The organism is Mycolicibacterium tusciae (genome assembly GCF_002086795.1).
Taxonomy (GTDB): domain Bacteria; phylum Actinomycetota; class Actinomycetes; order Mycobacteriales; family Mycobacteriaceae; genus Mycobacterium; species Mycobacterium tusciae.
The window spans coordinates 97,114-122,036 of sequence record NZ_MVIM01000012.1 but is presented as its reverse complement, the minus strand read 5'-3'; the positions used below and the strand labels follow the sequence as shown (position 1 = coordinate 122,036).

Sequence of the window (24,923 nt, the reverse complement as noted above, 5' to 3'; positions counted from 1 at the left end):
CATGTCCACGACCACGACACCTGATGCGGGGGTGTTGCGTCCGAAAGATCGGCTGGAGGTGTTGTTCGGCGAGTTGGGTGAGCTGATGGGTCAGCGCAACGCCATCGACGGGCGCATCGTGGACATCGTCGCGGAGATGGACCACGACAACCTGGTGGGCATCACCGGGTGTCGCTCGATCCCGGCGCTGGTGGCGTGGAAAACCGGAAGCTCGTCGAGAAATGCCGAGAAGATCGCCGCGATCGCGCACCGGGCCGAACAGTTTCCGCTGTGCCTGGCGGGCCTGCGCGAAGGCCGGCTATCGCTGGACCAGGTCGGCATCATCGCCGAGAAAGCCGGCCAAGGATCTGATGCGCACTACGTGAGCCTGGCCGAAGTCGCCACCGTCAACCAACTCAACACCGCCCTCAAACTCGAACCACCCCTAGAACCTGAACCCGACCCCTGGCGCGACACCCCACCCGACCGTGAACCCGAACCGCCACCGCGGCCCACAATCACCACATCCCGCAGCGACGAGCAGACCACCACCTGGAAAATCACCCTGTCGCACCTCGACGCCGCCACCTTCGACGCAGCCTTGCAATCCCATCTCGACGCCGCGATCGCCCAATGGAAACGCGACCACGACACCGACAACGCCGCGGTGGCGCCGCCGTTCCCGACCACCGGTGAGGCATTCATGCGCCTGATCGAATCCGGTTGGGACACCGACGCCGCCCAACGACCGCACGGCCAGCACACCACCGTCGTGGTACACCTCGACATCACCGAGCAGATCGCCCACCTGCATCTGGGCCCGCTGCTGTCTGACGCCGACCGCCAATGCCTGACCTGCGACACCACCTGCGAGGTGTGGTTCCAACGCGACGGGCAGATCATCGGCGCCGGGCGAGCCACCCGCACCATCACCCGCCGCCTGCGCCGGGCCCTGGAATACCGCCACCCCACGTGTGCGGTCCCCGGCTGCAGCGCCACCCGCGGACTGCACGCCCACCACATCCAGCACTGGGAAGACGGCGGCCCCACCGACCTGGACAACCTCGTGCTGCTCTGCCCCTACCACCACCGCGCCCACCACCGCGGGATCATCACCATCACCGGACCCGCCGACAGCCTCACCGTCACCGACAGCCACGGACACACACTGAGCCCAGGATCACTGGCCCGACCACCCACTCGACCCCCACCCGACGTCCCGCCCTACCGCGGACCCACCGGCGAACGCGCCCAATGGTGGTGGTACACACCCTTCCAACCCAAACCACAGAGCAACAACTAACGTGGATCAAACCGGTTGGCGCATTGAGAAGTTGATGCAGTAGCTGCTGGGCAGCACGCAATGACCACGGCGACTATTGATTCTTCTCGTCGTTTCTGTGTAGGTAGCTGCCGATGGCGCGCGCAATCCCCCGGCCCGCATAGATGGCTGCGACCACGGACAAGATGATCATCGCGATGAACATCACGAGCCAGTTCGAACGGCTGTGGCTGACGTTCCACCAGACGATCGTGAACAGGACGGCGCAGATGAACACCACGATGTCGCGCCAATTTCCGCTGTAGGACGCTGCGGCTTCGCGTAACGCCCGCGAGCGCTCCGTCCCTTCGACCAGATCGTTGATGCGCTCCGTGATGCTCGTTTTCAGGCGCTCTTTGAGTTCCGGCTGGTCGTCCGGAATCCGTTCCAGCAGGTCCATGTCCTTGGCGATCATGGCGCGAACATCGGGGCCCTTGAAGCTGCCCGCAGCGGCACCCAGCAGGGCACCGCCGGCGATCGGCGCTGCACCCAACGCAATGTCGGCTATCCCTGGCATCGCTCGTCCTCCTCCGATTCGTGTGAAAAGTGTTGCGGCGAGCGCTTCGCCAGCGGTCCGTGTCGAGGGGCAATAGTAGTTCGCCCCGGCGGCCACCGGACTGTTTCATGATGCGGCCGGGTGGGGCGCTATTGCGCCAGAAATCCCCCGTCGACGGGCAACACAGCGCCGGTGACGAACGAAGCTTCGTCGGAGGCCAGAAAGGCGATGGCGTTGGCGACCTCCGCCGGTTCACCAAGTCGGCCCATCGGGTGCATGCGCTCGATGTCGGCGAGATATTCCGAGCCGCCCGGCTCCTCCGGAAGCCGGTTGACCCGCTCTGTTCGAATCGTCCCCGGCGCAACGGCGTTCACCCTGATACCGCGGTCAGCCCACTCGACCGCCAGGTGCTTGGTCAGGCCGGTAGCGACGAACTTGGCCGGCCCGTAGGCCGCCTGACGTTTTTGGCCGGCCAGTCCCGAGATCGAGGAGAGGCACACGATGGCACCTCCACCGTTCGACACCATCGCTTCGATCGCGAATTTGCAGGTGAGGAACATGCCACGCCCATCGATCGCCATGACTTCGTCCCAGGCGGCGGCCGTCACCTCTGTCGCGTCGCCGAGCGGGATGATGCCGGCGTTGGCGACGAGCACGTCGAGCCGGCCGAAGCGATCGATTGCGGCCGCGATCATCTGCCTCGCGTCCTCCTCGACCGAGACGTCGCCGACGACCGTCTCGACTTCGACACCGCTACGGCGCAATTCATCGGCTAGCCCAAGCAGCGGTTCGCGTTGAATGTCAGTCACGATCAGACGTGCGCCCTCACGGGCAAAGACCTCCGCGGTCGCCCGCCCGATGCCCATCGCCGCCCCGGTGATCACCGCCGACTTGCCGAGCAGACGTCCAGGTCCTTGGGTCACAACTTTTCTCCACATCCGCCGCAGGGACGGGTTCGCCACCGGCGGACCACCTCGTCCACCGTGAACAGTGCCAGTGATACAGCCGTCTAGTCGCGCTAATCGGCTGATTGGTGGTCGGCGACACGGCCCCCGGCTATTCCATCAGCCGAGCGGCGACTGTTGCGCCAAGGTTCCAGCACGATTCGAGATCGGTTTTGCTCGGTTTGCCCGAGACGACAACGTATTCGGCGGCCTTCGTCCAGCCCAGGCCGGTCGTGATCGCGGTCACCCCGTTTTGGGCGCCCTCGGTGCCCTCGTTGCCATGGAGGTACAGACCGAAGGGTCGTCCACGCGTCGCGTCGAGGCACGGGTAGTAGATGACGTCGAACGCGTGCTTGAGAGCGCCGCTCATGTAACCGAGGTTGGCGGGGCTGCCGAGCAGATAGCCGTCCGCTTCGAGTACATCGGTCGCCGAGACGGTGAGGGCCGGCCGTCGCACGACCTCCACGCCCTCGATCTCGGGGTCGCCTGCGCCGGATACGACGGCTTCGAACATCTCCTGGCAATGAGGCGACGGTGTGTGATGGACGATCAGCAATGTTTTATTCGATGGATTGCTCAACCCTGCTCCTCCATCTCGACAGCCTTCTTCATGGCTTCGCGCGCGCGGCTGCGATCGCCGGCGTAGTCGTAGGCACGGGCCAGCCGATACCAATGACGCCAGTTGTCCGGGTCCTGCTCCAACTCGTCGCGCACGGTGGCGAAGAGCGCGTCGGCGGCCTCGCGCTCGATCCGTCCCGAAGCCATCCGCGGCAGTGAGCTCACGTTGAGTTCCATGCCCTCGTCCTTGACGATCCGGCCAAGCCGCTGGTGAGCGAGCCCGGCCCGCAGCGTGCTGACCAGAACCCAGATACCGATCAGCGGCATGATCATCAGCGCGGCACCGAGCCCGATTGCGGCGGGTTCACCAGACGTGAGGAACGCCAACGCGATCCGGCCGAGCAGAAAGAAATAGACGACGAGCGCTACGCACATGAAACCGATCAGCAGCTGGATGCGCAGCGCTCGCGATTCCTCACTCATCAGAGGTCGAGCAGCGGCTCAATACCCACAGTGAGGCCGGGACGTTCGGCGACCTTGCGTACCGCGAGCAGCACGCCGGGTACGAAAGACGTGCGGTCGGTGCTGTCGTGCCGGATTGTCAACGTCTCACCCTGCGTGCCGAACAGCACTTCCTGGTGCGCGACGAGTCCCGCCAACCGGACCGAGTGCACGGGAACTCCATCGACGTCGGCACCGCGGGCACCCTCGAGGCCCGTGCTCGTCGCGTCGGGATTGGGCGGAAGGTCTTTGCGCGCCTCGGCGATCAGCCGGGCGGTGCGGACGGCCGTGCCCGACGGCGCGTCGGCCTTGTGCGGATGGTGCAGTTCGATGACTTCGACGGACTCGAAGAACTTGGCGGCCTGCTGCGCGAAGTGCATCGACAAAACCGCGCCGATCGCGAAGTTCGGTGCGATGAGCACCGCGACATCCGGCTTGCCGGACAGCCACTGCTGGACCCGGCTGATGCGCTCGTCGGTGAAGCCGGTCGTACCGACAACCGCGTGGATTCCGCTGTCGATCAAGAATTTCAGGTTGTCCATCACGACGTCGGGATGCGTGAAGTCGATGACGACGTCGGTGCGCGAGTCGACCAGTTCACTCAGCGGATCACCGGCGTCGACCCCCGCGGTGAACGTCAGGTCCGCAGCCTCTTCGACTGCCTGCACCATCGTCGCGCCGACTTTGCCCTTGGACCCCAGCACCGCCACTCGCATGGGCCAACCCTAGTTGGTCACTCAGAGCGGGGAGGCGCCGCGCAGGTGCTCGAAGATCAACGACGTCTGCGTTCCTGCCACGTCGGTGTCGGCGTTGAGGTTTTCCACCACAAACGACCGCAGGTCGTCGGTGTCGCGCGCGGCGACGTGCAGGATGAAGTCCTCAGCTCCTGCCAGGAAGTAGACGTCCATCACTTGGGGCTTGCGTCTGATCTGGTCGATGAAGCTGTGGATCTTGCCGCGGGCATTGGAATGCAGGCTCACCGAGATCATGGCCTGCATGGTCAGACCGATGGCCGCCGGATCGATGTCGGTGTAGAAGCCCCGGATGACCCCGAGGTCCTGCAGCCGCCGCAGCCGCGCGTGACAGGTCGACGGGGCGATGCCGACGACGTCGGCCAGGGCGCTGTTGGAGATGCGCGCATCGCCATGGAGCGTGAGCAGCATCCGCCGGTCGATGTCGTCGAGGTCGACGGCCTGAACATCCTTCGGCGAGCGCGGTGGGCGCGCGACGCTTGATGATGGTTCTTCGTTCATTACGGCATTTTAGCGAATTATCAGCGGAGCAATTGCCATTCGATCGAATGTTCTTCACACTTTAGGAAGCAAGTTCGACTATAGGAGCGATCATGCGCGTCGGCATCCCGACCGAGATCAAGAACAACGAATTCCGTGTGGCCATCACCCCGGCCGGTGTCTCTGAGCTGGTCCGGCGGGGCCATGAGGTGCTCATTCAGGCCGGCGCGGGCGAGGGCTCGGCGGTCTCTGATGCCGACTTCAAGCGCGCTGGCGCGCAGATGATCCCCAGTGTCGACGAGGTGTGGGCAGAGTCCGAGCTGCTGCTCAAGGTCAAGGAGCCGATCGAGGCCGAGTACTCGCGCCTGCGCGAGGGCCAGACCCTGTTCACCTACCTGCACCTGGCCGCCTCCAAGCCGTGCACCGACGCACTGCTCGCCTCGGGCACCACGTCGATCGCCTACGAAACCGTCCAGCTGGCCGACGGATCCCTGCCGCTGCTCGCCCCCATGAGCGAGGTCGCGGGACGACTGGCCGCCCAGGTCGGCGCATATCACCTGATGCGAACCCGAGGTGGTCGTGGCGTGCTGATGGGCGGCGTCCCCGGCGTCGCGCCGGCCAAGGTCGTGGTCATCGGCGGTGGCATGGCCGGCGACAACGCCGCCGCCGTCGCCTGGGGCATGGGCGCGCACGTCACCGTGTTCGACCTCAACATCAACATCCTGCGCAAGATCGACGCCGAGTACGGCGGCGCCATCGAGACCCGTTACTCCTCCACCCTCGATCTGGAGGACGCGGTCAAGGAGGCCGATCTGGTCATCGGCGCGGTGCTCGTCCCTGGCGCCAAGGCGCCCAAGCTGGTGACGAATTCGACTGTGGCGCACATGAAGTCCGGTGCGGTGCTCGTCGATATCGCGATCGATCAGGGCGGGTGCTTCGAAGATTCGCGGCCCACCACGCACGACGATCCGACCTTCGCCGTCCACGACACCGTGTTCTACTGCGTGGCCAACATGCCGGGCGCGGTTCCGCGCACGTCGACCTACGCGCTGACCAACGCCACGATGCCCTATGTGCTGAAGCTGGCCGACAAGGGCTGGCAGGCCGCATGCGAGGCCGATCCGGCGCTGGCCAAGGGACTGTCGACGCACCAGGGCTCGCTGCTCTCCGAGCAGGTCGCCACCGATCTGGATCTGCCCTTCACCGATCCGGCCGCACTGCTGGCGTGATCACTCGAACAACTCCCCGTCGATGTAAAACCACCGACGGGCTCTAACGGCGAAGCGGGACCGCTCATGTAGCGTCCCCGCGCCGCAAGGAGCAGATCGGCCTGAGCGTCTGTTCTGTCGGTAGTGCGCACGGAATTCGACCTCGCCCGAATCATCGCCGGCGCGGCCGTCGACGGTGTCCACGATCTCGAGCCCGGTCCACGTCAGTGCGGCCTCCGGCGTCAGCTCCGAGGGTCGTGTCCTTGGGTGCCAGGTCTGCCAGACATAGTCGAGGTTGTCGACGGCAAAGGCGCTGTAGCGTGACCGCATCAATTGTTCGGCCGTTTCGGCCTGTCTTTCGCCCAGGTGCAGCGGTAGGCAACAGCGTCCGAACAGCAGTTCCGAACCGCAGGGACACAACGCGGCCGGATCCATGCTCACAGTGTGCCAAGCCGACTTTGCTGCGTTTTAGGGGTCCCTGAGGTCGGAATCATAGGGTTTCACCCGATTCGTTCCGCGGGCGGCTCCGATACCGTTGGTTCAGCTGCAGGTGCTCCACACACCCCGTAAGCAGTCGTCTGACCAGGCACACCCGGACTACCGGGGGGACCGGGTGTCCTGGTCAGCGGCGTTTACGCGAGCAGCGTCGGCAGCACCAGCGCCGTGATCTCCCCGATGAGCGGGCGCATGTTCTCCGCTTGGGGATCATCGGCTTGCGACCGCGTCATGAGCGCGAGCAGCACGCGTTGGCCGTCCGGCCCGTACGCGACACCGACGTCGTTGGTGGTGCCGTAGTCCCCGCTGCCGGTCTTGTCGGCACTGGTCCAGTCCGGCGGAAACCCCGCCCGCATGCTCGACGTCTGATTGGCACGCATCCAATCCTCGAGCAGGCGGCGTTGAGGTGGCGCGAGGACGTCTCCCTCAAGCATCGCGCGATAACCCACACCGAGCGACTCTGGTGTGCTGGTGTCCCGCGGATCACCCGGGATCGCCGAGTTCAGCTCTGTCTCCCAGCGGTCCAGACGCGTTTGCCGGTCCCCGATGCTGCGCGCGAACGCGGTGATCGCCTGCGGCCCGCCGATCCTGCTGAGCAGCAGGTTCGCCGCGGCGTTGTCACTCTGCTGCAGCGTGGCCTGGCACAGCTCGGCGAGCGTCATCTCGCTGCCGGCGCGCGGTCCGGTGACGGGTGAATTCGGCAGGATCTGAGCCGGGTCGACGAACATCCTGTCGTCGAGCGAGAGCTCACCGTGCTGAGCCATCTGCAATACTCGCGCCGAGGCATACCCCTTGAACACCGAACACAGGGCGAACTGATCCTGTGCGCGGTGCGCAACAGTCTTGTCTGACACCAGGTTTGAAGCGAACAGCCCGATAGCGGCGTTGTGGCGTTGCTCGAGACCCTGCAGGGACGCCTCGATGGACGGCGGCGGCTGTGCCGTCGCGGTACGTGACAAGGATGCGGCCACCGCGGCGAGCGTCAACCCACCGAGCAGAACGTTTCGTCTGGACAGTTGCTGGATGTCGGCGCCGGAGCGCCTCAGTCGAGTCATCGACTCCCAGCCTAGGCGATCAGCGCGTGATGTCCCGAAGCGGCTGTGGCAGCATCCTTTTCGAAGTTTGCGGACCGAGAACTGCGCCACCGTATTGCCGGGTCAGCAGTTTGCGCGCGACGGTGTTCACCTCGTCTAGCGTTACCGCTTCGATCCTGGAGAGGGTGTCGGCGATCGTGCGATGCGCGCCATAGTTCAGCTCGCTTCGCCCGATCCTGTTCATCCGGGAACCCGAATCCTCCAGTCCGAGCACCAGTCCGCCGCGCATCGAGCCCTTCGCGATCCGGTATTCGGTCTCGGTGATGCCATCACGGGCCACGTCCTCGAGCACATCGACGGTCACCCGGACGACTTCTGCGAAACGCTCGGGAAGGCACGCGGCATAGATCGACAGCGCACCGCTGTCGGAAAACGTGTCCACCGTCGAGTAGACCGAGTACGCCAACCCGCGCGTTTCCCGAATCTGTTGGAACAGACGGGAACTCAGGCCACCGCCCAAAGCGGTGTTGAGCACCGACAACGCCCACCGATGCTCCCAGTGCCTGCCCGGGGTCCGGACGCCCAGCGACAGATGGGTCTGCTCGGCGTCCTTGTTGACGATCTCCAGCGTCGGCCGGCCCGTAACGCGACCGGTGCCCTTGCGCGGGGCCACCGGCTTGCGGCCGCGCACCAGGCGAGGACCGAAGTGTTCACGCACCAGCGACACGACCTCGTGGTGGTCCACATTTCCCGCGACCGCCACCACCATCCGCTCCGGCGTATAGCGCCGCATGTGGAACGAATGCAGTTGCGTCCTGGTCATGGACGCGATCGACTCCGCGCTGCCGATCACCGGCCGCCCGACAGGATGCGCGCCGAACATCGCCGACAGGAAGACGTCACCGAGGGTGTCCTCGGGATCGTCGTCGCGCATCGCGATCTCCTCGAGCACGACGGCACGCTCGATCTCGACATCGTGTGCGGCACAACGCCCCCGCAGCACCACGTCGGCCACCAGGTCGACGGCCAATTCGAGGTCGGTGTCGAGCACATGCGCGTAGTAGCACGTGTGCTCACGGGCGGTGAACGCGTTCAGCTCGCCACCGACAGCGTCCACCGCCTGCGCGATGTCGACCGCGGATCGCGTCGGCGTCGACTTGAACAGCAGATGCTCCAGGAAGTGCGCCGCACCGGCCACGCTGGGCCCCTCGTCACGGGACCCGACGTCGACCCACACCCCGACCGATGCCGAATGCACCGACGGGACGTACTCGGTGACCACGCGCAGGCCACCGGGCAATACGGTGCGCCGCACCGCCGCAGACGATTGATCGCCGCGTGCGCCGCGACGCAAAGCCCTAGCTCGTGGCTGCTGCGGCATCTGCTGGCGCGGCATCAGGGGATGCTTCAGCTGCTTCGTCTTCGGCGACGAGGACCAGCGAGATCTTTCCACGGTTGTCGATATCGGCGATCTCGACGCGCAGCTTGTCGCCGACCTTCACCACGTCCTCGACCTTGGCGATCCGCTTGCCGCGGCCGAGCTTGGAGATGTGCACCAAGCCGTCCCGGCCCGGAAGCAGCGATACGAACGCACCGAAATCGGTTGTCTTCACCACCGTTCCGAGGAACCGCTCACCGATCTTGGGCAGCTGCGGGTTGGCGATCGCGTTGATCTTGTCGATCGCAGCCTGTGCCGCTTCACCGTTGGAGGCGCCGACGAACACGGTGCCGTCGTCCTCGATCGAGATCGACGCACCGGTCTCCTCGGTGATCGAGTTGATCATCTTGCCCTTGGGCCCGATCACCTCGCCGATCTTGTCGACCGGAACCTTGATCGTGGTGATCCGCGGTGCATACGGGCTCATCTCATCGGGCTCGTCGATGGCCTCGGCCATCACCTCGAGAATCGTCAGACGCGCGTCCTTGGCCTGCGCCAGCGCGCCGGCCAGCACCTGCGACGGGATGCCGTCGAGCTTGGTGTCGAGCTGCAGCGCGGTGACGAACTCCTTGGTGCCTGCGCACTTGAAGTCCATGTCGCCGAACGCATCCTCGGCACCCAGGATGTCGGTGAGAGTGACGAAGCGCCGCTCGGTACCGCCGCCGTCAACTTCCACGTCATCGGACACGAGACCCATCGCGATACCCGCAACCGGCGCCTTCAGCGGCACACCGGCGTTCAGCAGCGACAGCGTCGACGCACACACCGAACCCATCGAGGTCGATCCGTTGGAGCTCAGCGCCTCTGACACCTGGCGGATCGCGTACGGGAACTCCTCGACGCTCGGCAGCACGGGCATCAGCGCCCGCTCGGCAAGGGCGCCGTGGCCGATCTCGCGACGCTTGGGCGAACCGACGCGACCGGTCTCACCGGTCGAATACGGCGGGAAGTTGTAGTGATGCATGTACCGCTTGCTGGTCTCGGGTCCCAGCGAGTCGATCTGCTGGGCCATCTTGACCATGTCCAGCGTGGTGACACCCATGATCTGGGTCTCGCCACGCTCGAACAGCGCGCTGCCATGCGCCCGCGGCACGACGGCCACCTCGGCGCCCAGGGCGCGGATATCGGTAATGCCGCGGCCGTCGATGCGGAAGTGGTCTGTCAGGATGCGCTGGCGCACAAGCTTTTTGGTGAGCGATCGGAACGCTGCGCCGATCTCCTTCTCGCGGCCGGCGTACTGGTCGGCCAACCGGTCGAGCACCTCGACCTTGATCTCGCTGGTGCGATCGTCGCGCTCTTCCTTACCCGCGATGGTCAGCGCCTTCGACAGCTCGTCGGTGGCCACCGCCGAGACGCTTTCGAACACGTCGTCCTGGTAGTCGGGGAACACCGGGTAGTCGGCCGTCGGCTTGGCGGCCTTCTCGGCGAGCGCCTCCTGCGCGGTGCACAGTGCGGCGATGAACGGCTTGGCGGCTTCGAGACCCTCGGCGACGACCGCCTCGGTCGGAGCACCCGCGCCACCGGCGACGAGCTCGATGACCTTGTCGGTCGCCTCGGCCTCGACCATCATGATCGCGACGTCATCGGCGGTTTTGCGGCCGGCGACCACCATGTCGAACACGGCTCCCTCGAGCTGCTCGATGGTCGGGAACGCGACCCACTGGCCGTCGATCAGCGCGACGCGCACGCCACCGACCGGGCCGGCGAACGGCAGGCCGGAGATCTGGGTCGACGCCGATGCGGCGTTGATCGCCAGCACGTCGTACAGATCCTTGGGATCCAGGCTCATCACGGTGACGACGACCTGGATCTCGTTGCGCAGACCCGAAACGAAGGTCGGGCGCAGCGGCCGATCGATGAGGCGGCAGGTCAGGATCGCGTCCGTCGACGGCCGGCCCTCACGGCGGAAGAACGAACCCGGGATGCGACCCGCGGCATACATCCGCTCCTCGACGTCGATGGTCAAGGGGAAGAAGTCGAAATGTTCTTTGGGCTGCTTGCTGGCCGTGGTGGCCGACAGCAACATGGTCTCGTCGTCGAGGTAGGCGACGACAGAGCCGGCGGCCTGCTTGGCAAGCCGGCCGGTCTCGAAACGGATGGTGCGGGAGCCGAAGCTCCCGTTGTCGATCACGGCGGTGGATTCGTACACGCCGTCTTCAAGTTCAACTACAGACATAGGTGTCCGTATGGCCTCTCTGGTTCACAGTCTTCACTGTTCAACTGTTTTCGCGTTGCCACAGAGGGTGAATCACCGGCCTCGACTGGGCCACGGCCATCGATCGAAGCTGTCGGGTATCGGACCCGGCAGCCACTACCGAAGACCGTGCGATCGGGCATGTCGTTGATCCAGCACATCCGATGTGACACGCGGGAACGGCGCTCGCGGAACTGCGATCACCGCACCCGAACATTCGAGCCGAAACCGGCTGTCGAACTCAGCCATCCTACATTGCAGCAGGTACGGCCCGAAATCCGCGGGACCCTCAGGCCACATCCTCCACGCATACGGTGAAGTTGCGCTCGTCATAGGGATAGCCGACGCCGCTTGCGCACTGGTCGACGTTGGCGACGCTGTCCAGCACCTCGGTGGCGCGTTGCCGGTTGGGCACCGAGGAATCGTCGCAGTCGACCCGCAGCGGATCCTTGTCGTTGTTCGGATCAATGCTCATGCAGTCGCCGACGACCCAGTCGATATCCATGCAGATCGTGGTGCTGGTGTCGGAGAACGTGCCCTTCATCGAGTAGTAAGAGTCGACATCCGCCGGGCAATGGTCGCTGTCCTCGGCCGTGGCGGCCACCTTGAAATTGGACTCCGGGCTTCCGCATTCGACCCTGGTCACTTCCGGCCGCTCCGGAGTGCCACCCGTCTTCAGGCAGTCCCCGACCGCAAGATCCGTCGTGGACGAGGAAGAACACCCCGTCAAACCCCCCAAAACGACGATCGCCGCTACGACGATCGCGGCCAGGTTCCGCACCCGCGTCGCGTCAGCGACGCAGCCCAAGGCGCTCGATCAACGAGCGGTAGCGCGCCACGTCGACCTGCGCGACGTACTTGAGCAGGCGGCGTCGACGGCCGACCAGCAGCAGCAGTCCACGTCGCGAGTGGTGGTCGTGCTTGTGCATCTTCAGATGCTCGGTCAGGTCGGCGATGCGCTTGGTCAGCAGCGCGACCTGAGCCTCCGGCGAGCCGGTGTCGGTGTCATGCAGGCCGTACTCGCCCAGAATGGTCTTTTTCTGTTCGACAGTGAGCGCCACGAAACAACTCCATCTATTTCAGTCCGCGAACATGAGGCCCCTGGGCCCCCAAATAAGCGCAGCCACCGCGAACTGCAGCACACGCTCGGTCGGCCAGGAGTCTACCGCGCCGGTGGCCGACCGCGAAATCGAGCACCTCGCTGAGCTGCGAAATTGCCCGGCCTAGTGCGCTGCCAGGATGGTGCGCGCCCGTTCGGTGTCGGCACCCATCGCGGTGACCAGTTCCTCGACCTTGGCGAATTTCTCCTGCCCGCGGATGCGCGCAACGAAATCTACCGCCACGTGCTGGCCGTACAGATCGGCGGACGTATCGAGGACGAACGCCTCCACGGTGCGGGTACGCCCGGAGAACGTGGGGTTGGTGCCGACCGAGACGGCTGCCTGGTAGCGCTCACCTGGGACGACGGCGCCCGCAATGGGGCCGTGGCCGAGCACCGTGAACCATGCCGCGTAGACGCCGTCGGCGGGAATGGCCGAGTACATCGGCGGCGCCACGTTGGCCGTCGGAAAGCCCAGGACCCTGCCGCGTCCGTCGCCGCGGACCACGACACCCTCGACGCGGTGCGGACGCCCCAGAGCCTCGGTAGCGGCGACCATGTCACCGGCGTCCACGCAGGACCGGATATAGGTCGACGAGAACGTGACGGTTTCCTCGCTGTTGGTGGCGGCGGCCTCAGATACCAGGGACATGCTTTCGACCGCGAAGCCGAACCGGTCTCCCGCTTTGCGCAGCAGGTCGACGTTGCCGGCCGCCTTCTTGCCGAACGTGAAGTTCTCCCCGACCACGACCTCGACGACGTGCAGCCGCTCGACCAGCAGTTCGTGGACGTAGCGCTCGGGTGTGAGTTTCATGAAATCCGAGGTGAACGGCATGACCAGGAACACGTCGATGCCCATGTCCTCGACCAACTCGGCCCGCCTGGTGAGTGTCGTGAGCTGGGCGGGATGACTGCCGGGGAAGACGACCTCCATGGGATGTGGGTCGAAGGTCATCAACACCGTCGGCACGCCGCGGGACCGGCCCGCCTTCACCGCGTGGTTGATCAGCTCCTGATGGCCTCGATGAACACCGTCGAACACGCCGATGGTGACGACACATCGGCCCCAGTCCGTCGGGATCTCGTCCTGTCCCCGCCAGCGCTGCACAGCGCAAGCCTACGGCGCACGCGTCGCCACGGCCGCGCTAGATCGCCAGATCAGGTGACAACTGCCTAAACTTCGTAAGCGTGAACGGTGATCCGCGCGACTTGACGATGGTCGCCCAGGATTACCTGAAGGTGATCTGGACTGCCCAAGAGTGGTCGCACGAGAAGGTCAGCACCAAGATGTTGGCCGAGCGGCTCGGCGTATCCGCCAGTACGGCGTCGGAGTCGGTGCGCAAGCTGGCCGATCAGGGCCTGGTCGATCACGAGAAGTACGGCGCCGTGACACTGACCGATGCCGGCCGCGCGGCCGCTCTCGCGATGGTCCGCAGGCACCGGCTCATGGAGACCTTCCTCGTCCGCGAACTCGGATACAGCTGGGACGAGGTGCACGACGAGGCCGAGGTGCTCGAGCACGCGGTGTCCGAGCGGATGCTCGAACGCATCGACGCCAAGCTCGGCTATCCGACGCGCGACCCGCACGGCGATCCGATTCCCGCCTCCGACGGCCGAGTCCCCACCCCGGACGCCCGCCAGCTGTCGGTCTGCCGCGACGGTGACACCGGAACCGTCGCCCGGATTTCGGACTCCGACCCGGAGATGCTGCGGTATTTCGACAGTGTCGGCATCAGCCTGGATTCGCGGCTGCTGGTGCTGGCCCGCCGCGACTTCGCGGGCATGATCTCGGTGGCGGTCAAGTCCGCCGATGCGGATGAACACGAAAAGGGCACCACTGTGGAGTTGGGAAACCCTGCGGCAGAAGCTATTTGGGTGGTCGGCTGAGGGTCGGCGCCGTCAGTCTGCCCGCCCGCGACCGCTAGAGGGTGGCTGGTCGCAGCACGACCACCGATTTGGTGCGGATCGCGTCGTCTCTCAGCAGCGCGATGACCCGTCCGTCGGCTGCGGTTGCCGCGTAAACGCCTTCAATACCAGCGACTTTCAGCGGCCGGCCATGGCGGGTGTCCTCGGTTTCTTCAGCAGACAGGTCGCGACGCGGGAACGCCAGCAGGCACGCCTCGTCGAGCGTGTACGACAGGCGCGGGCGTTCGGCGAGGTCCTCCAAACCGACGGCCTGATCCAGCTCGAACGTGCCGACCCGGGTCCGGCGCAGTGCGGTGAGATGTCCACCGACGCCGAGCGCGGCGCCGACGTCGCGAGCCAGCGCGCGGATGTAGGTGCCGCTGGAGCAGTCCACTTCGACGTCCACGTCGACGAGATCGCCCTCATGCCGAACGGATAGCACGTCGAACCGCTCGATGCGCACCCTGCGCGGCGCGAGCTCGACGGTTTGTCCCTCGCGGGCCAGCTTGTAGGCCCGCTGCCCGGCGACCTTGATGGCGCTCACTGCCGACGGAATCTGATCGATCTCACCGCGCAACGCGGCCACCGCTGTCTCGATCTGCGCCTCATCAACTCCAGAGGCCGAAACCGTCTGCAGCACTTCGCCTTCAGCGTCTTCGGTCGAGGTAGTCTGACCCAGCCGGATCGTCGCGGCGTACGACTTGTCGGTCGCCGTCAGCATGCCCAGGATCTTGGTGGCCCGTCCGATACCGACCACCAGCACCCCCGTGGCCATCGGGTCGAGAGTGCCGGCGTGACCAACCTTTCGGGTGCCGAAGATCCGCCTGCAGCGGCCCACCACGTCGTGGCTCGTCATCCCCGCCGGCTTGTCCACGACGACAAGACCAGCTTCGGTCACAGCACTATCGCCGTGAGCGCGAGACCGTCGCGTACCGACCACCGGCCCGCCAGCGTTTGCAGCGGTGGCCCCGACGGTGCAGACGGGTCGATGAGGATCCGTGATTCGAATCCGCCCGCCATGCCGGTGCCGTCGACGTCGAACGTGATGTGTGCGTCCTCGAATCCCAGCCAGCGGTTGGTGACCGGGAACCACGCTTTGTAGGTGGCTTCCTTGGCGCAGAACAGGATTCGGTCCCAATGCAGTCCGTTTGGAAGCGCCTGTAACTCAGCGCGCTCCCCCGGCAGACTGATGGCGTCGAGCACGCCGGTGGGGAGGACGTCGTGCGGCTCGGCGTCGATACCGACGGAGCGGATCGCGTCGTGCCGGGCCACGGCCGCGCCTCGGAAGCCCTCACAGTGCGTGAGGCTGCCGACGACGCCCGTGGGCCAGCAAGGTTCGCCCTTCTCCCCCTTGAGGATCGGTACGGGCGCAATACCGAGCTCGCCAAGCGCCTCACGTGCGCAGTAACGCACGGTGATGAACTCGTTGCGCCGCTTGGCCACCGACTTCGCGATCAGCGGCTCTTCTTCGGGCAGCGGTGCGAGTTCCGGTGGGTCGGTGTACATCTCCGCCGCGGCCAGCGCATGGGCGTGGTCGGGCAGCACGCCGGAGAGCAGGGTCGCCATGACCGTCATCAGTACCTGGCCTGGATGCGCTGCTGCATCTTCTGGGCGTGCTCGCGCATCTCCTGCGTGATCTCGAAGTGCCCGCCGAATTCGTTGAGATAACCGGGCGCGTACTTCGGGTCGGGGAGTATCTGCCGCAGCCAGCGATATGGCTTGCGGCGCCGCCACTCCCGCGGGTATCCGACCGACACTTCCTCGTGGCGAACCCCGTCGTACCACGTGGTGCGCGGGATGTGCAGGTGGCCGTACACCGAGCACAGCGCGTTGTAGCGGGTGTGCCAGTCGGCGGTCGCCGTGGTGCCGCACCACAGCGCGAACTCCGGGTAGAACATCGCGTCGCACGGTTCGCGGACCAACGGGAAGTGGTTCACCAGGATGTTGGGAGTCATCCAGTCGAGGTCCTCGAGCCGCTTGCGGGTCGAGGCGACCCGGTCGCGACACCATGCGTCGCGGGTGGCGTACGGCTCGGCCGACAACAGGTACTCGTCGGTGCCCACGATGTTGCGCTCGCGGGCGATGGCCAGCCCCTCGGCCTTGGTCGCTGCCCCCTCGGGAAGGAACGTGTAGTCGTAGAGCAGGAACATCGGCACGATCGTCGCCGGGCCGCCCTCTTCCGTCCACACGGGGAACGGGTGCTCGGGGGTGATGACGCCCATCTGGTCGCAGACGTCGACCAGGTAGTCGTAGCGGGCTTTGCCGAAGATCTGCATCGGGTCGCGGTTGGTGGTCCACAGCTCGTGATTGCCCGGCACCCAGATCACCTTGGCGAAGCGCTTCCGCAGCAAGTCCAAGGCCCAATAGATCTCGTCGGTGCGTTCACCGACGTCGCCGGCCACGATCAGCCAGTCGTCGGGCGTGGACGGGTGCAGCGACTCGGTGATGGGCTTGTTGCCCGTGTGACCGGTGTGAAGGTCGCTGATCGCCCACAGGGTGGGCTGCCTACCGTCGCGTGTCACAGCCCTCCAGCCTACGTGCGGGCGACGAGCGCTCTCGCAACCCAACTAGAACATGTTCTCTTTTCCGCTTCGGACCCTGACTTCGGGCCGCTACACTCCCCGGGCAGGATCCGACCAGAGGCCGGCGGCCCCGCCGCCACGACAGCAGGGGGTGTAATGATCGCCAAGCTGCGCGTTCTCGCAGCGCTGTGTGCGCTCGTCGCAGCGGTGATCGCGGTCGGCCAGTCCAACCCCGGCGGACCCATGCAGGTGCGCGCGTCGGATATTCCGATGACCAACGTCACAACCAGCATCAAATATCCGGTCATCGACATCACCGATCCGGATCCGTTCAACCCGTGCCGTGACCTCCCGCTCGACGTGATGGGTTCCCTCGGCCTGACCTTCACGCCGCCAATTCCCGAGGAAGGGATGCGGTGCAAGTACGACGCGGGCAACTACCAGATGACCGTCGAGGCCTTCGTGTGGAAGACGTTCGAAGAGGCCCTTCCGGCGGATGCCATCCAACTCGACATCGACGGCCACCGCGCCGCGCAGTGGTGGGTCATGAAGCCGACCGACTGGAACAACCGCTGGTGGGTCACCTGCGCCATCGGATTCGACACCGACTACGGCTTGATCCAACAGACGATCTTCTTCTCGACGATCTACTCCAACCCGCAACCGGACTGCATGCAGACCAACCTGCAGCGCGCCCACGAGCTGGTGCCGCACTACATCTTCCAAGGCCCCTCTAACGAGTGATCTTGTCCATCGGACTCGAGCGTTCGAGCATTCCGATGGTTTCCTCACCGTCCCAGCGGTACCGCACACCGGCCTGCTGTAGCGCCGGAAAGGTCCAATTCGCCATCTGCTCGAGCATGTCGGCGGGCACCTCGCTGGGGTCCGTGATGTCATGCGTCGACACCACGGTCTCGCCCTCGATGTGCACGGTGCCGCGCTCGGTTTCCAGCACGACCGAGACGTCCTCCCCCTTGGGCTCCAGACGTGTCAGCCACGGCGCCTGCACGGCGCGCGCCGGGATCAGCTCACCGTCACCGCCGAACAGATAGCCCTCGTTGAACGCGGGCTCACCGTCGGGCCGCTGCGGGTAGGCGATATAGCCGAAAGCCCGTCCACCCGGAAAGAGCGCCGACTGCCAGCAGTGGCCCCAGAACCCCTCGAGACGGCGCACGCCCTGGCGACGGATCCGGAGGCCGCTTCCCGCGAACGCGTGCTGCTCGCCGGCCACGTGCACCGAGCCCGTCGCCCGGAACAGCTGCTCGTAGCGGGGTCCTCCCATCAGATCGCCGACGATCGACGTCTTCAACTGCGCATCCGCATCGGCCTGCAGTGCGCCCTGCACCCACGGCGGCACCGCCATGGTCGCCTCGACCTCGAATCGCAGGTCGACCGACGGCCCGTCCTTGCGGCCCGCGATCAGGGCGGCCGACGACGTCGCGTCGGCTTTTCCGTCGAACGTCATCGTCCACACGTCGAACGGCTTGACGCACGTGAACGCGAGCGGGCCGGCGCCCAGGACCGACGGCCTATCGTCCGATCCGATGGACGGCACTCTCGGGCCCTCGTCACGCAGTCGGTACACGCGCCCATCGGCGAACGCGACGTTCACCTGGACGCCGTGCGACTCCCAGTTCGCGGCGACCGCTTCGACACCGATGCGTGGCAACCCCACACTGCCGTCCTCGTCGACGACCCAGAAACTCACCGAATCCCGCATCTCCGGGTTGTCCGGCCGCTGCGCGAACATGTATTCGCGCTCGGTGTCGATGCCGCCGGTCAGGTCAATTGCCATGCGAACCTCCCAGGTAGGTGTCGACGTAGGTGGCGAACAGCGGCCGAATCGCATTGGGGTCCATACCGAATGCCTGCGGGTCGGCTTTCGGGTGTGGTTCGTGGTTCTCGGCGTTCTCGGCCCACCACGCGCGCATGCCGTCCTCGAACTCATTGCTGACGGGCGCCCCGAGCCAGGCATACAGCCGGCGCACCTCGCCGATCGGGTCGTCCTGCATGGCTCGAAAGTCGATGTCGAAGAAGCGATCATCGGCTCCTCCGGTGCGGAACTTCAGCACGCGGTCGATGCCCGTCGACCATTGTTTGACGTTGAGCTCGCCCAGATACCGGCGGTCGACGTCATCGCTGAATCCGGAGACGATGTCGGCGTAGACATCGGCGACCGAGAGCATCACGTCGGTCGGATCGCGGTGGGTCATCACGAATCGGGCATCCGGGAACACCCGGTCGAGGAAGCCGAGGGAGATCACGTGGGCTGGTGACTTCAACCGCCACGGTCGTGTCGGCTCACCCCACTGCAGCAGCTTGAGCACGCGACGCTCGTACTGGTAGGTGGACGTGAAGTCGGCCCGGTCCAGCAGCCATTCGGAGTACGACGGTATCTGCGCGAACGCCTGGAACATCTGCGATTTGAAGTCGAGCGCCATCAGATCGAGGCATTCCATCGGCCCCGCAACATCGGTGGGCACGTGTTGCCTGCTGCCGACAACGACGGGCCGTGCCTCAAGCGGGATTCTCGGATCGTCACCCTGCACCGTCGAGGGGGGCGGGCACGGCCGGGTGGACTCCCAACTGCGCAGGTAGCGAATGTGTGGATCGCGGGCAAGCAGGAACGACAGCGCCGTCGACCCGGTGCGGGGCAGACCGAGTCCGAACAACGGTGCCTCGATCTGCTCGTCGTCGATCTCGGGATGACGGCGATACCAGTCCTCGACCTGTAACCGCTGGCACAGGTGCAGTCCGATGCGGTCGTAGACGAACGCTTCGCCGCGGGCGTTCAGTCGCGCTTCCTCGCCCAGAGCGCGCACGAGAATCCCCAGGCCCTCGCGGAAGGAGTCGTCACCGAAGTCGTCGAGTCCGGTGCGTCGCACCGCGGCGCCGGTCAGGTCGTCGAGCGAAGGCACGGTGCACCTCCCCCTTCGGCACAGTCAATTTAGTGACAGTACACTGTCACTATTATGACCGAGTCGTCAATAGCGCGGCGCACCTACGACAACCGGGCGCGCCAGCAGAAGGCGGCCCAAACGCGGGAGCGCATCGTCGCGGCCGGCAGCGAATTGGTACACGTCTTCGACTCCTGGAACTGGCGAGATCTGACGTTCAAGGCGGTGGCCGAACGCGCGGGCGTCGGAGAGCGGACCGTCTACCGGCACTTCCCCACCGAACGACATCTGCACGACGCGGTCATGCAACGACTGGAATCCGAGGCGGGCATCTCCTACGAGAATGTCGACCTGACCAACATCGACGATGTGACGGCCAGGGTGTTCGCGTCCTTGCAACGATTCTCCGTACGGAAATCCGTTGACACGCCGCAGGATCCGACATTCGTCGGCGTCGACGCCCGTAGGCGCGAAGCGCTCGTACGGGCAGTGTCGGCGTCTGCTCCCGCATGGTCGGCCGCCCAGCAGCAGATGGCGGCGGCCCTCCTGGACGTGCTGTGGAACGTGCCGAGTTATGAGCGGTTGGTGGGGGTATGGGGCATCGACGGGACCGATGCGACGCGTGCGATCGGGTGGGTGATGGCCAAGGTGATCGGTGCTATCGAGGACGACGATGCGCCGCCCGCGTAGCGTGCGTGAGATGACCGCGGTCTCCGACAATGCCACCTCCACGCCGTCCCGAGGCAAATTAGGGACATTCCGCGACCGGACCCTGAGCCGACTGCTTCACCTGCCCCCGCAGACGACCGAATATTCGGTGCACACCGTGCGGGTGCCGATGCGCGACGGTGTCGAACTGCTCGCCGATCACTACGAGCCGGCGACTCCCCATCCGACGGGCACGCTGTTGGTGCGCTGTCCTTACGGCCGAGGCTTCCCGTTCTCCTCGATGTACGCCGGCGTGTACGCCGCACGCGGTTACCACGTGGTGTTCCAAAGTGTGCGTGGCACATTCGGCTCCGGTGGAGACTTCGTTCCGATGGTCCACGAGAAGTCCGACGGTGCGGACACCGTCGCGTGGCTGAGGCTCCAACCATGGTTCACCGGCTCGTTCGCCACCATCGGCCTGTCGTATCTCGGCTTCACCCAGTGGGCCCTGCTCGCCGACCCGCCGCCGGAGATGAAGGCCGCCGTCATCACGGTGGGCCTGCACGATCCCAGCGGCCCGCGTTGGGGTACCGGCTCGTTCGCACTGAACGACTTCCTCGGCTGGAGCGACCTGGTTGCCCGCCAGGAGGGTCCGAAACTGCGTTCGACGATCCGGCAGTTACGCGCCCGGCGTGCGTTGAGTCGGGCGACGAGCGGGCTCCCGGCAGGAGATGCCGGCCGCGCGCTGCTGGGCAAGGGCGCGACGTGGTGGGAGGAATGGCTCAGCCATCCCGAGGCCGACGACCCGTACTGGACCGACAGGAGCGCGTGGGATGCGCTGCAGCGCGCCGATATCCCGGTGTTACTGATCGGCGGCTGGCAGGACCTGTTTCTGGAGCAGACACTCACGCAGTACGACGCGCTGAAGCGGCGCGGGGTCGACGTCGCCGCGACCATCGGCTCGTGGACGCACGCACAGGTCATGTACAAAGGCGCTGCGACGGTGACGCGCGAATCGCTGGATTGGTTCGACGCACACCTCGGCGGCAAAGGAACGACGCGCAGTCCAGTCCGCATCGAAGTGAACGGCAAGGGCTGGACCGACCTGCCGGAGTGGCCGCCGGCGATGCCCGAGCGAGTGCTCTACCTCCAACCCACCGGCCGCCTCGGCGACGCAGTGCCGCCCGACACCGCATCCCCGACCCGATTCACGTACAACCCGGTGGATCCGACCCCCACGGTCGGCGGCCGGATGCTCGCACCCGAGGGTGGCTACCGCAAGGACGCGAAACTCGCCGAGCGGCCCGACGTGCTGTGCTTCACCGGCGACCGGCTGCCTGCAGATCTGTATGTCGTCGGGACGCCGGTGGTCGAGTTGACGCATTCCTGCGACAACCCGTACCACGACGTGTTCGTCCGCATCAGTGAAGTCGACGCCAAGGGCGTCTCCCGCAACGTGAGCGACGGATACCGCCGCAGCGCAACGGCTTCGGGTGATCCCCGCACCGTCCGCATCGAACTGGACGCGACCGCCCACCGGTTCCGCGCCGGCTCGCGGATCCGGGTGCTGGTCGCCGGCGGCTCGCATCCGCGGTTCGTACGCAATCTCGGTACCAACGAGCCTCTGGTCAGCGCGCGAGAGCTCATGGTGTCGACGCATACCGTGCACCTCGGCGAGGGTGGGGTGTCGCGGCTCGTGCTGCCCGCAGGCCCAGATGCGCCTTCAGGTCGCTGAGCAAACACGATCATCGACCGGTATGTGCGGAATTCGTGAAATGCAAGTAATTCATATAAAACGCATATCCTAACGACAGATGGCAGGCGAACGGCTATGCGCCCTTTCGCCTGCCATCTCATACGGTCAGTCACCCAAAACAAAAAGCGGCGACGAGTGGGAACCCCACACCTTTGGCGGCGAGACCATCGGCGGCGTCGTATGGATCGACACGTGGCCGGGGCGCTGCGTTGTCGTGCTACCACCAGAATCATGCGTGCTCGTCACGCTTGCGGCAGCGGCGCCCGGTGCCGACGCGATGGCGGCGGCAACCGCTCCGGCGCCCAACAGCATTGCGAAAGTACGCGGTTTGGTGCTCATTCTCTTCTCCCTCATCCATTTCCTGTTGTGCCAGACAATCGACGAATTCGTCGACGTGTTTTCGGTACAACATTCAATTTAGGGAGCGATCGAGCGCGCGTCGCGTACCTCATATCCAATTCAAATAGAGGGTCCGATTCCCGCGATTACAGCAAAGCAACCTCAGCCGACGGCTCGGCGAACCTGCTCGGCGACATCCTCGAGCGCTTCCGCCGAGTGCACCGGCGGTGCCCAGTCCGGATCGACGGGCAGCGGCACCCAGCTCTTACAGCCGGCGTACTCGGGCGTACGCGTTAGCCGCACGGGTTCCCGCAACGGGCTGGCCTGCACCACCAGCACGGTGAGACGGTGCTTGGGCCGGAAGTCCAGCCGATCAGCCCGCACCGATGCGGCGGTCCAGATGTGCAGCGCCTCGATCTCGTCGAGGCTTTCGGGCTGGCCCACCTCGATGGCGGCGACGACTTTGGCGCCGGCCCGCAGGACGACCTCGGCCTCGGTGCTGTCGGCGGCCGCGGCGTCGAGCAGGTCGTGGTGTTCAGGCCTTACCCGCTCGATATGGCTGTGGGCGAGCGTGGGAAAGAACAAGAAGCGTGATGCGCTGAGTGCGAACCTCTTCTCGTGGATGCCGCCCTTGCGCAGCAGCACCGTCTGCCTGCCGTCGAGCAGGCCGTGCACCGCCGCGCTCCACTCCTTGAGTGCGGGCTGGGTCAGCGTCTGCGCGGTCACCCGGTGCCGGCGGCTCGGGCCTCGATGCGCGCACGCACCTCGGGACGCCGCAACGGTGGAATTGTCTTGGGCGGTTGGCGTCGTGGCGCCAGCCCGGCCAACAGCCGGGTGGTGATCGCGGTGACCTCGGCGACGGCCTCCTCGAAGGCTTCGACGTTCGCCTCGGACGGCCGCGTGATTCCGCTGACCTTGCGGACGTACTGACGTGAGGCCGCTTCGATTTCCTCTGCGGTGGCTGCCGGCTCCAGTCCGCGTAGCTCGGTGATGTTTCGGCACATGACTCCACGATAGGTTCGTGCCATGACAGACCCCAACAACACCGACATCCTGCTGATCGACACCCAGGATCGGGTGCGGACGCTGACGCTGAACCGCCCGCAGGCCCGCAACGCCCTGTCCTCGGCGCTTCGCACCGAGTTCTTCCAAGCGCTGCGGGATGCGGAGAGCGCCGACGACGTCGACGTCGTCATCTTCACCGGCAGCGACCCGGTGTTCTGCGCGGGACTGGACCTCAAGGAACTCGGCGACACCACCGAGCTGCCCGACATCTCGCCGAAGTGGCCCTTGATGACCAAGCCGGTGATCGGCGCGATCAACGGCGCGGCGGTGACGGGCGGACTGGAGCTCGCGCTGTACTGCGACATCCTCATCGCCTCGGAGAACGCCCGGTTCGCCGACACCCACGCCCGGGTAGGGCTGCTGCCGACCTGGGGTTTGTCCGTGCGGCTACCGCAGAAGGTCGGAGTCGGAATGGCGCGCCGGATGAGCATGACCGGTGATTACCTCTCGGCCACCGAGGCTCTGCGCGCCGGTCTGGTCACCGAGGTCGTGCCGCACGACGAGCTGATGCCCGCCGCACGCAGGGTGGCGGCGTCGATCGTCGGCAACAACCAGAAGGCGGTGCGGGCCCTGCTGGCGTCCTATCACCGCATCGACGAAGCCGGCACCGCCGAGGGCCTGGCGCTCGAGGCCGACTCGGCGATCGCGTGGATGCGCTCGGCCAGCGGAGACGACATCGCGGCCAACCGCGCCGCGGTGTTCGAACGCGGAAGGGCGCAGGTCCGGTGAACGAGGCCCATGAGCGCTGCGGCAGCGACGAGTGGCGTCAGATGATTCGCGAGGTCATCCTGCCGTGGGCGCTGGGCGAAACCGATTTGGGTGACGACGTTTTGGAGGTCGGCCCCGGCTATGGCGCTACCACCGACGTGCTCAGCGAGTCGGTGCCCAAGCTGACCTCGGTCGAGATCGACGAGCAGCTTGCAGCGATGCTGACCGACCGATTCGCCGATGTAGCCAGTGTCGAAATCGTGCGCGGCGATGCGACGGCCTTGACGTACGAGGACGACCGGTTCACCGGCGCAGCGTGTTTCACGATGCTGCATCACGTTCCGACCATCGAGTTGCAGGACCGGCTGTTCGCCGAAGTCGCCCGTGTTCTTCAGCCAGGTGCCGCGCTGGTCGCCAGCGACAGCCTGGCCAGCGCCGAGCTCGAGGCGCATCACGAAGGCGACACGTACAACCCCGTCGACCCGTCGACACTGAAATCCCGTTTGGAGGCAGCGGGTTTCGAACGTATCGAGGTGCGCACGAATCCGTTCGGTTGGTCGGTGATCGCGCGCGTCGCGCAATGA

General features: G+C 65.8%; 29 protein-coding genes. 9 read left to right on the top strand and 20 right to left on the bottom strand.

What is annotated here, in order from left to right; translation table 11 throughout:
- The first annotated feature begins 1 nt into the window (after nucleotide 1).
- Entirely contained in the window at nucleotides 2–1,282 is a 1,281-nt protein-coding gene (locus BST47_RS20990) for an HNH endonuclease signature motif containing protein (RefSeq protein ID WP_083127570.1), read from the top strand.
- A gap of 73 nt (nucleotides 1,283–1,355) precedes the next feature.
- On the opposite strand, the gene BST47_RS20985 is transcribed toward BST47_RS20990, so the two are convergent.
- From BST47_RS20985 to aldR, 6 genes are all read right to left on the bottom strand, one after another.
- Nucleotides 1,356–1,817 (bottom strand): hypothetical protein, encoded by a 462-nt coding sequence (locus tag BST47_RS20985; protein WP_083127569.1) that lies wholly within the window; start codon nucleotides 1,815–1,817, stop codon nucleotides 1,356–1,358.
- Nucleotides 1,818–1,945: 128 nt separating this feature from the next.
- Complete coding sequence (locus BST47_RS20980; protein ID WP_083127568.1) at nucleotides 1,946–2,719, bottom strand: SDR family NAD(P)-dependent oxidoreductase; 774 nt, start codon at nucleotides 2,717–2,719, stop codon at nucleotides 1,946–1,948.
- Between the two features lie 133 nt (nucleotides 2,720–2,852).
- Nucleotides 2,853–3,254 (bottom strand): NAD(P)H-dependent oxidoreductase, encoded by a 402-nt coding sequence (locus tag BST47_RS20975; RefSeq protein WP_083127567.1) that lies wholly within the window; start codon nucleotides 3,252–3,254, stop codon nucleotides 2,853–2,855.
- Nucleotides 3,255–3,316: 62 nt separating this feature from the next.
- Nucleotides 3,317–3,781 (bottom strand): tetratricopeptide repeat protein, encoded by a 465-nt coding sequence (locus BST47_RS20970; RefSeq protein ID WP_083127566.1) that lies wholly within the window; start codon nucleotides 3,779–3,781, stop codon nucleotides 3,317–3,319.
- Nucleotides 3,781–4,515: a 4-hydroxy-tetrahydrodipicolinate reductase gene (dapB, locus tag BST47_RS20965; RefSeq protein WP_083127565.1), complete on the bottom strand. Its 735-nt coding sequence runs from the start codon at nucleotides 4,513–4,515 to the stop codon at nucleotides 3,781–3,783. Before dapB ends, BST47_RS20970 begins: the two co-directional genes overlap by 1 nt.
- Before the next feature lie 21 nt (nucleotides 4,516–4,536).
- Nucleotides 4,537–5,052, bottom strand: a complete 516-nt coding sequence (gene aldR / locus BST47_RS20960) for an HTH-type transcriptional regulator AldR (protein ID WP_083127564.1) — start codon at nucleotides 5,050–5,052, stop codon at nucleotides 4,537–4,539.
- Between the two features lie 92 nt (nucleotides 5,053–5,144).
- On the opposite strand from aldR, the gene ald reads away from it, so the two are divergent.
- Nucleotides 5,145–6,260 (top strand): alanine dehydrogenase, encoded by a 1,116-nt coding sequence (ald, locus tag BST47_RS20955; RefSeq protein WP_083127563.1) that lies wholly within the window; start codon nucleotides 5,145–5,147, stop codon nucleotides 6,258–6,260.
- Here ald and BST47_RS20950 read toward each other — a convergent pair whose 3' ends face one another.
- The 7 genes from BST47_RS20950 to BST47_RS20920 all read right to left on the bottom strand — a co-directional run bounded on the left by BST47_RS20950 (nucleotide 6,261) and on the right by BST47_RS20920 (nucleotide 13,607).
- Nucleotides 6,261–6,674, bottom strand: a complete 414-nt coding sequence (locus tag BST47_RS20950; RefSeq protein WP_083127562.1) for a YchJ family protein — start codon at nucleotides 6,672–6,674, stop codon at nucleotides 6,261–6,263.
- Between the two features lie 197 nt (nucleotides 6,675–6,871).
- The gene (bla, locus tag BST47_RS20945; RefSeq protein WP_107529041.1) at nucleotides 6,872–7,759 is read right to left on the bottom strand and encodes a class A beta-lactamase; all 888 of its coding nucleotides are present in this window, start codon (nucleotides 7,757–7,759) and stop codon (nucleotides 6,872–6,874) included.
- Between the two features lie 49 nt (nucleotides 7,760–7,808).
- Complete coding sequence (locus BST47_RS20940; protein WP_083127635.1) at nucleotides 7,809–9,149, bottom strand: M16 family metallopeptidase; 1,341 nt, start codon at nucleotides 9,147–9,149, stop codon at nucleotides 7,809–7,811.
- Nucleotides 9,127–11,382, bottom strand: coding sequence for a polyribonucleotide nucleotidyltransferase (locus BST47_RS20935; RefSeq protein WP_083127560.1), 2,256 nt, complete (start codon nucleotides 11,380–11,382; stop codon nucleotides 9,127–9,129). The genes BST47_RS20940 and BST47_RS20935 overlap by 23 nt, the downstream gene beginning before the upstream one ends.
- Nucleotides 11,383–11,689: 307 nt before the next feature.
- The gene (gene lppU, locus BST47_RS20930) at nucleotides 11,690–12,181 is read right to left on the bottom strand and encodes an LppU family putative lipoprotein (RefSeq protein ID WP_083127634.1); all 492 of its coding nucleotides are present in this window, start codon (nucleotides 12,179–12,181) and stop codon (nucleotides 11,690–11,692) included.
- Between the two features lie 10 nt (nucleotides 12,182–12,191).
- Nucleotides 12,192–12,461, bottom strand: coding sequence for a 30S ribosomal protein S15 (gene rpsO / locus BST47_RS20925; protein WP_083127559.1), 270 nt, complete (start codon nucleotides 12,459–12,461; stop codon nucleotides 12,192–12,194).
- A gap of 162 nt (nucleotides 12,462–12,623) precedes the next feature.
- Nucleotides 12,624–13,607, bottom strand: coding sequence for a bifunctional riboflavin kinase/FAD synthetase (locus tag BST47_RS20920; RefSeq protein ID WP_083127558.1), 984 nt, complete (start codon nucleotides 13,605–13,607; stop codon nucleotides 12,624–12,626).
- 107 nt (nucleotides 13,608–13,714) lie between these two features.
- On the opposite strand from BST47_RS20920, the gene mntR reads away from it, so the two are divergent.
- A complete protein-coding gene (gene mntR / locus BST47_RS20915) occupies nucleotides 13,715–14,386 on the top strand; it encodes a manganese-binding transcriptional regulator MntR (RefSeq protein WP_083127633.1) in 672 nt (223 codons plus the stop codon).
- Between the two features lie 34 nt (nucleotides 14,387–14,420).
- On the opposite strand, the gene truB is transcribed toward mntR, so the two are convergent.
- Genes truB through BST47_RS20900 form a run of 3 tightly spaced genes read right to left on the bottom strand, consistent with a single transcriptional unit; the run spans nucleotide 14,421 to nucleotide 16,926 of the window.
- Nucleotides 14,421–15,302, bottom strand: a complete 882-nt coding sequence (gene truB, locus BST47_RS20910) for a tRNA pseudouridine(55) synthase TruB (RefSeq protein WP_083127557.1) — start codon at nucleotides 15,300–15,302, stop codon at nucleotides 14,421–14,423.
- Nucleotides 15,299–15,979 carry a 4'-phosphopantetheinyl transferase PptT gene (gene pptT, locus BST47_RS20905; RefSeq protein WP_083127556.1) on the bottom strand — a complete coding sequence of 227 codons (681 nt, stop codon included), beginning with the start codon at nucleotides 15,977–15,979 and terminating at the stop codon, nucleotides 15,299–15,301. The genes truB and pptT overlap by 4 nt, the downstream gene beginning before the upstream one ends.
- On the bottom strand, nucleotides 15,979–16,926 hold the full coding sequence (locus BST47_RS20900; RefSeq protein ID WP_083127555.1) for an ACP phosphodiesterase PptH: 948 nt from the start codon (nucleotides 16,924–16,926) through the stop codon (nucleotides 15,979–15,981). The genes pptT and BST47_RS20900 overlap by 1 nt, the downstream gene beginning before the upstream one ends.
- Nucleotides 16,927–17,082: 156 nt before the next feature.
- On the opposite strand from BST47_RS20900, the gene BST47_RS20895 reads away from it, so the two are divergent.
- Nucleotides 17,083–17,670 carry a DUF3558 domain-containing protein gene (locus tag BST47_RS20895; RefSeq protein ID WP_083127554.1) on the top strand — a complete coding sequence of 196 codons (588 nt, stop codon included), beginning with the start codon at nucleotides 17,083–17,085 and terminating at the stop codon, nucleotides 17,668–17,670.
- Here the strand turns inward: BST47_RS20895 and BST47_RS20890 are convergent.
- Nucleotides 17,660–18,721 (bottom strand): DUF7064 domain-containing protein, encoded by a 1,062-nt coding sequence (locus BST47_RS20890; protein ID WP_083127553.1) that lies wholly within the window; start codon nucleotides 18,719–18,721, stop codon nucleotides 17,660–17,662. The two genes, BST47_RS20895 and BST47_RS20890, sit on opposite strands and share 11 nt — an antisense overlap.
- Nucleotides 18,711–19,844 carry a sulfotransferase family protein gene (locus BST47_RS20885; protein ID WP_083127552.1) on the bottom strand — a complete coding sequence of 378 codons (1,134 nt, stop codon included), beginning with the start codon at nucleotides 19,842–19,844 and terminating at the stop codon, nucleotides 18,711–18,713. The genes BST47_RS20890 and BST47_RS20885 overlap by 11 nt, the downstream gene beginning before the upstream one ends.
- 54 nt (nucleotides 19,845–19,898) lie before the next feature.
- Between BST47_RS20885 and BST47_RS20880 the strand changes: the two genes are divergently transcribed.
- The 3 genes from BST47_RS20880 to BST47_RS20870 all read left to right on the top strand — a co-directional run bounded on the left by BST47_RS20880 (nucleotide 19,899) and on the right by BST47_RS20870 (nucleotide 22,648).
- A complete protein-coding gene (locus BST47_RS20880) occupies nucleotides 19,899–20,513 on the top strand; it encodes a TetR/AcrR family transcriptional regulator (RefSeq protein WP_083127551.1) in 615 nt (204 codons plus the stop codon).
- 10 nt (nucleotides 20,514–20,523) lie between these two features.
- On the top strand, nucleotides 20,524–22,206 hold the full coding sequence (locus BST47_RS20875) for a CocE/NonD family hydrolase (RefSeq protein ID WP_083127632.1): 1,683 nt from the start codon (nucleotides 20,524–20,526) through the stop codon (nucleotides 22,204–22,206).
- A gap of 79 nt (nucleotides 22,207–22,285) precedes the next feature.
- A complete protein-coding gene (locus BST47_RS20870; protein WP_083127550.1) occupies nucleotides 22,286–22,648 on the top strand; it encodes a hypothetical protein in 363 nt (120 codons plus the stop codon).
- An 80-nt stretch (nucleotides 22,649–22,728) separates the two neighbouring features.
- Here the strand turns inward: BST47_RS20870 and BST47_RS20865 are convergent, their stop codons facing one another.
- The gene (locus tag BST47_RS20865; RefSeq protein ID WP_420094051.1) at nucleotides 22,729–23,277 is read right to left on the bottom strand and encodes a DUF1802 family protein; all 549 of its coding nucleotides are present in this window, start codon (nucleotides 23,275–23,277) and stop codon (nucleotides 22,729–22,731) included.
- 11 nt (nucleotides 23,278–23,288) lie between these two features.
- The gene (locus BST47_RS20860) at nucleotides 23,289–23,570 is read right to left on the bottom strand and encodes a DUF2277 domain-containing protein (protein WP_083127631.1); all 282 of its coding nucleotides are present in this window, start codon (nucleotides 23,568–23,570) and stop codon (nucleotides 23,289–23,291) included.
- Nucleotides 23,571–23,592: 22 nt separating this feature from the next.
- Here BST47_RS20860 and BST47_RS20855 point away from each other — a divergent pair, with 22 nt between their 5' ends.
- Nucleotides 23,593–24,360, top strand: coding sequence for an enoyl-CoA hydratase (locus BST47_RS20855; RefSeq protein ID WP_083127548.1), 768 nt, complete (start codon nucleotides 23,593–23,595; stop codon nucleotides 24,358–24,360).
- Nucleotides 24,357–24,923, top strand: a complete 567-nt coding sequence (locus tag BST47_RS20850; protein ID WP_083127547.1) for a class I SAM-dependent methyltransferase — start codon at nucleotides 24,357–24,359, stop codon at nucleotides 24,921–24,923. Before BST47_RS20855 ends, BST47_RS20850 begins: the two co-directional genes overlap by 4 nt.

Bases quoted from the DNA above. Each gene is read 5' to 3' on its own strand.
- BST47_RS20990 (WP_083127570.1), top strand. From the start codon at position 2: ATGTCCACGACCACGACACCTGATGCGGGGGTGTTGCGTCCGAAAGAT.
- BST47_RS20985 (WP_083127569.1), bottom strand. From the start codon at position 1,817: ATGCCAGGGATAGCCGACATTGCGTTGGGTGCAGCGCCGATCGCCGGC.
- BST47_RS20975 (WP_083127567.1), bottom strand. From the start codon at position 3,254: ATGTTCGAAGCCGTCGTATCCGGCGCAGGCGACCCCGAGATCGAGGGC.
- BST47_RS20970 (WP_083127566.1), bottom strand. From the start codon at position 3,781: ATGAGTGAGGAATCGCGAGCGCTGCGCATCCAGCTGCTGATCGGTTTC.
- dapB (WP_083127565.1), bottom strand. From the start codon at position 4,515: ATGCGAGTGGCGGTGCTGGGGTCCAAGGGCAAAGTCGGCGCGACGATG.
- aldR (WP_083127564.1), bottom strand. From the start codon at position 5,052: ATGAACGAAGAACCATCATCAAGCGTCGCGCGCCCACCGCGCTCGCCG.
- ald (WP_083127563.1), top strand. From the start codon at position 5,145: ATGCGCGTCGGCATCCCGACCGAGATCAAGAACAACGAATTCCGTGTG.
- BST47_RS20950 (WP_083127562.1), bottom strand. From the start codon at position 6,674: ATGGATCCGGCCGCGTTGTGTCCCTGCGGTTCGGAACTGCTGTTCGGA.
- BST47_RS20940 (WP_083127635.1), bottom strand. From the start codon at position 9,149: ATGCCGCAGCAGCCACGAGCTAGGGCTTTGCGTCGCGGCGCACGCGGC.
- BST47_RS20935 (WP_083127560.1), bottom strand. From the start codon at position 11,382: ATGTCTGTAGTTGAACTTGAAGACGGCGTGTACGAATCCACCGCCGTG.
- mntR (WP_083127633.1), top strand. From the start codon at position 13,715: ATGGTCGCCCAGGATTACCTGAAGGTGATCTGGACTGCCCAAGAGTGG.
- pptT (WP_083127556.1), bottom strand. From the start codon at position 15,979: ATGACGGTCATGGCGACCCTGCTCTCCGGCGTGCTGCCCGACCACGCC.
- BST47_RS20895 (WP_083127554.1), top strand. From the start codon at position 17,083: ATGATCGCCAAGCTGCGCGTTCTCGCAGCGCTGTGTGCGCTCGTCGCA.
- BST47_RS20890 (WP_083127553.1), bottom strand. From the start codon at position 18,721: ATGGCAATTGACCTGACCGGCGGCATCGACACCGAGCGCGAATACATG.
- BST47_RS20880 (WP_083127551.1), top strand. From the start codon at position 19,899: ATGACCGAGTCGTCAATAGCGCGGCGCACCTACGACAACCGGGCGCGC.
- BST47_RS20875 (WP_083127632.1), top strand. From the start codon at position 20,524: ATGACCGCGGTCTCCGACAATGCCACCTCCACGCCGTCCCGAGGCAAA.
- BST47_RS20870 (WP_083127550.1), top strand. From the start codon at position 22,286: ATGGCAGGCGAACGGCTATGCGCCCTTTCGCCTGCCATCTCATACGGT.
- BST47_RS20860 (WP_083127631.1), bottom strand. From the start codon at position 23,570: ATGTGCCGAAACATCACCGAGCTACGCGGACTGGAGCCGGCAGCCACC.
- BST47_RS20855 (WP_083127548.1), top strand. From the start codon at position 23,593: ATGACAGACCCCAACAACACCGACATCCTGCTGATCGACACCCAGGAT.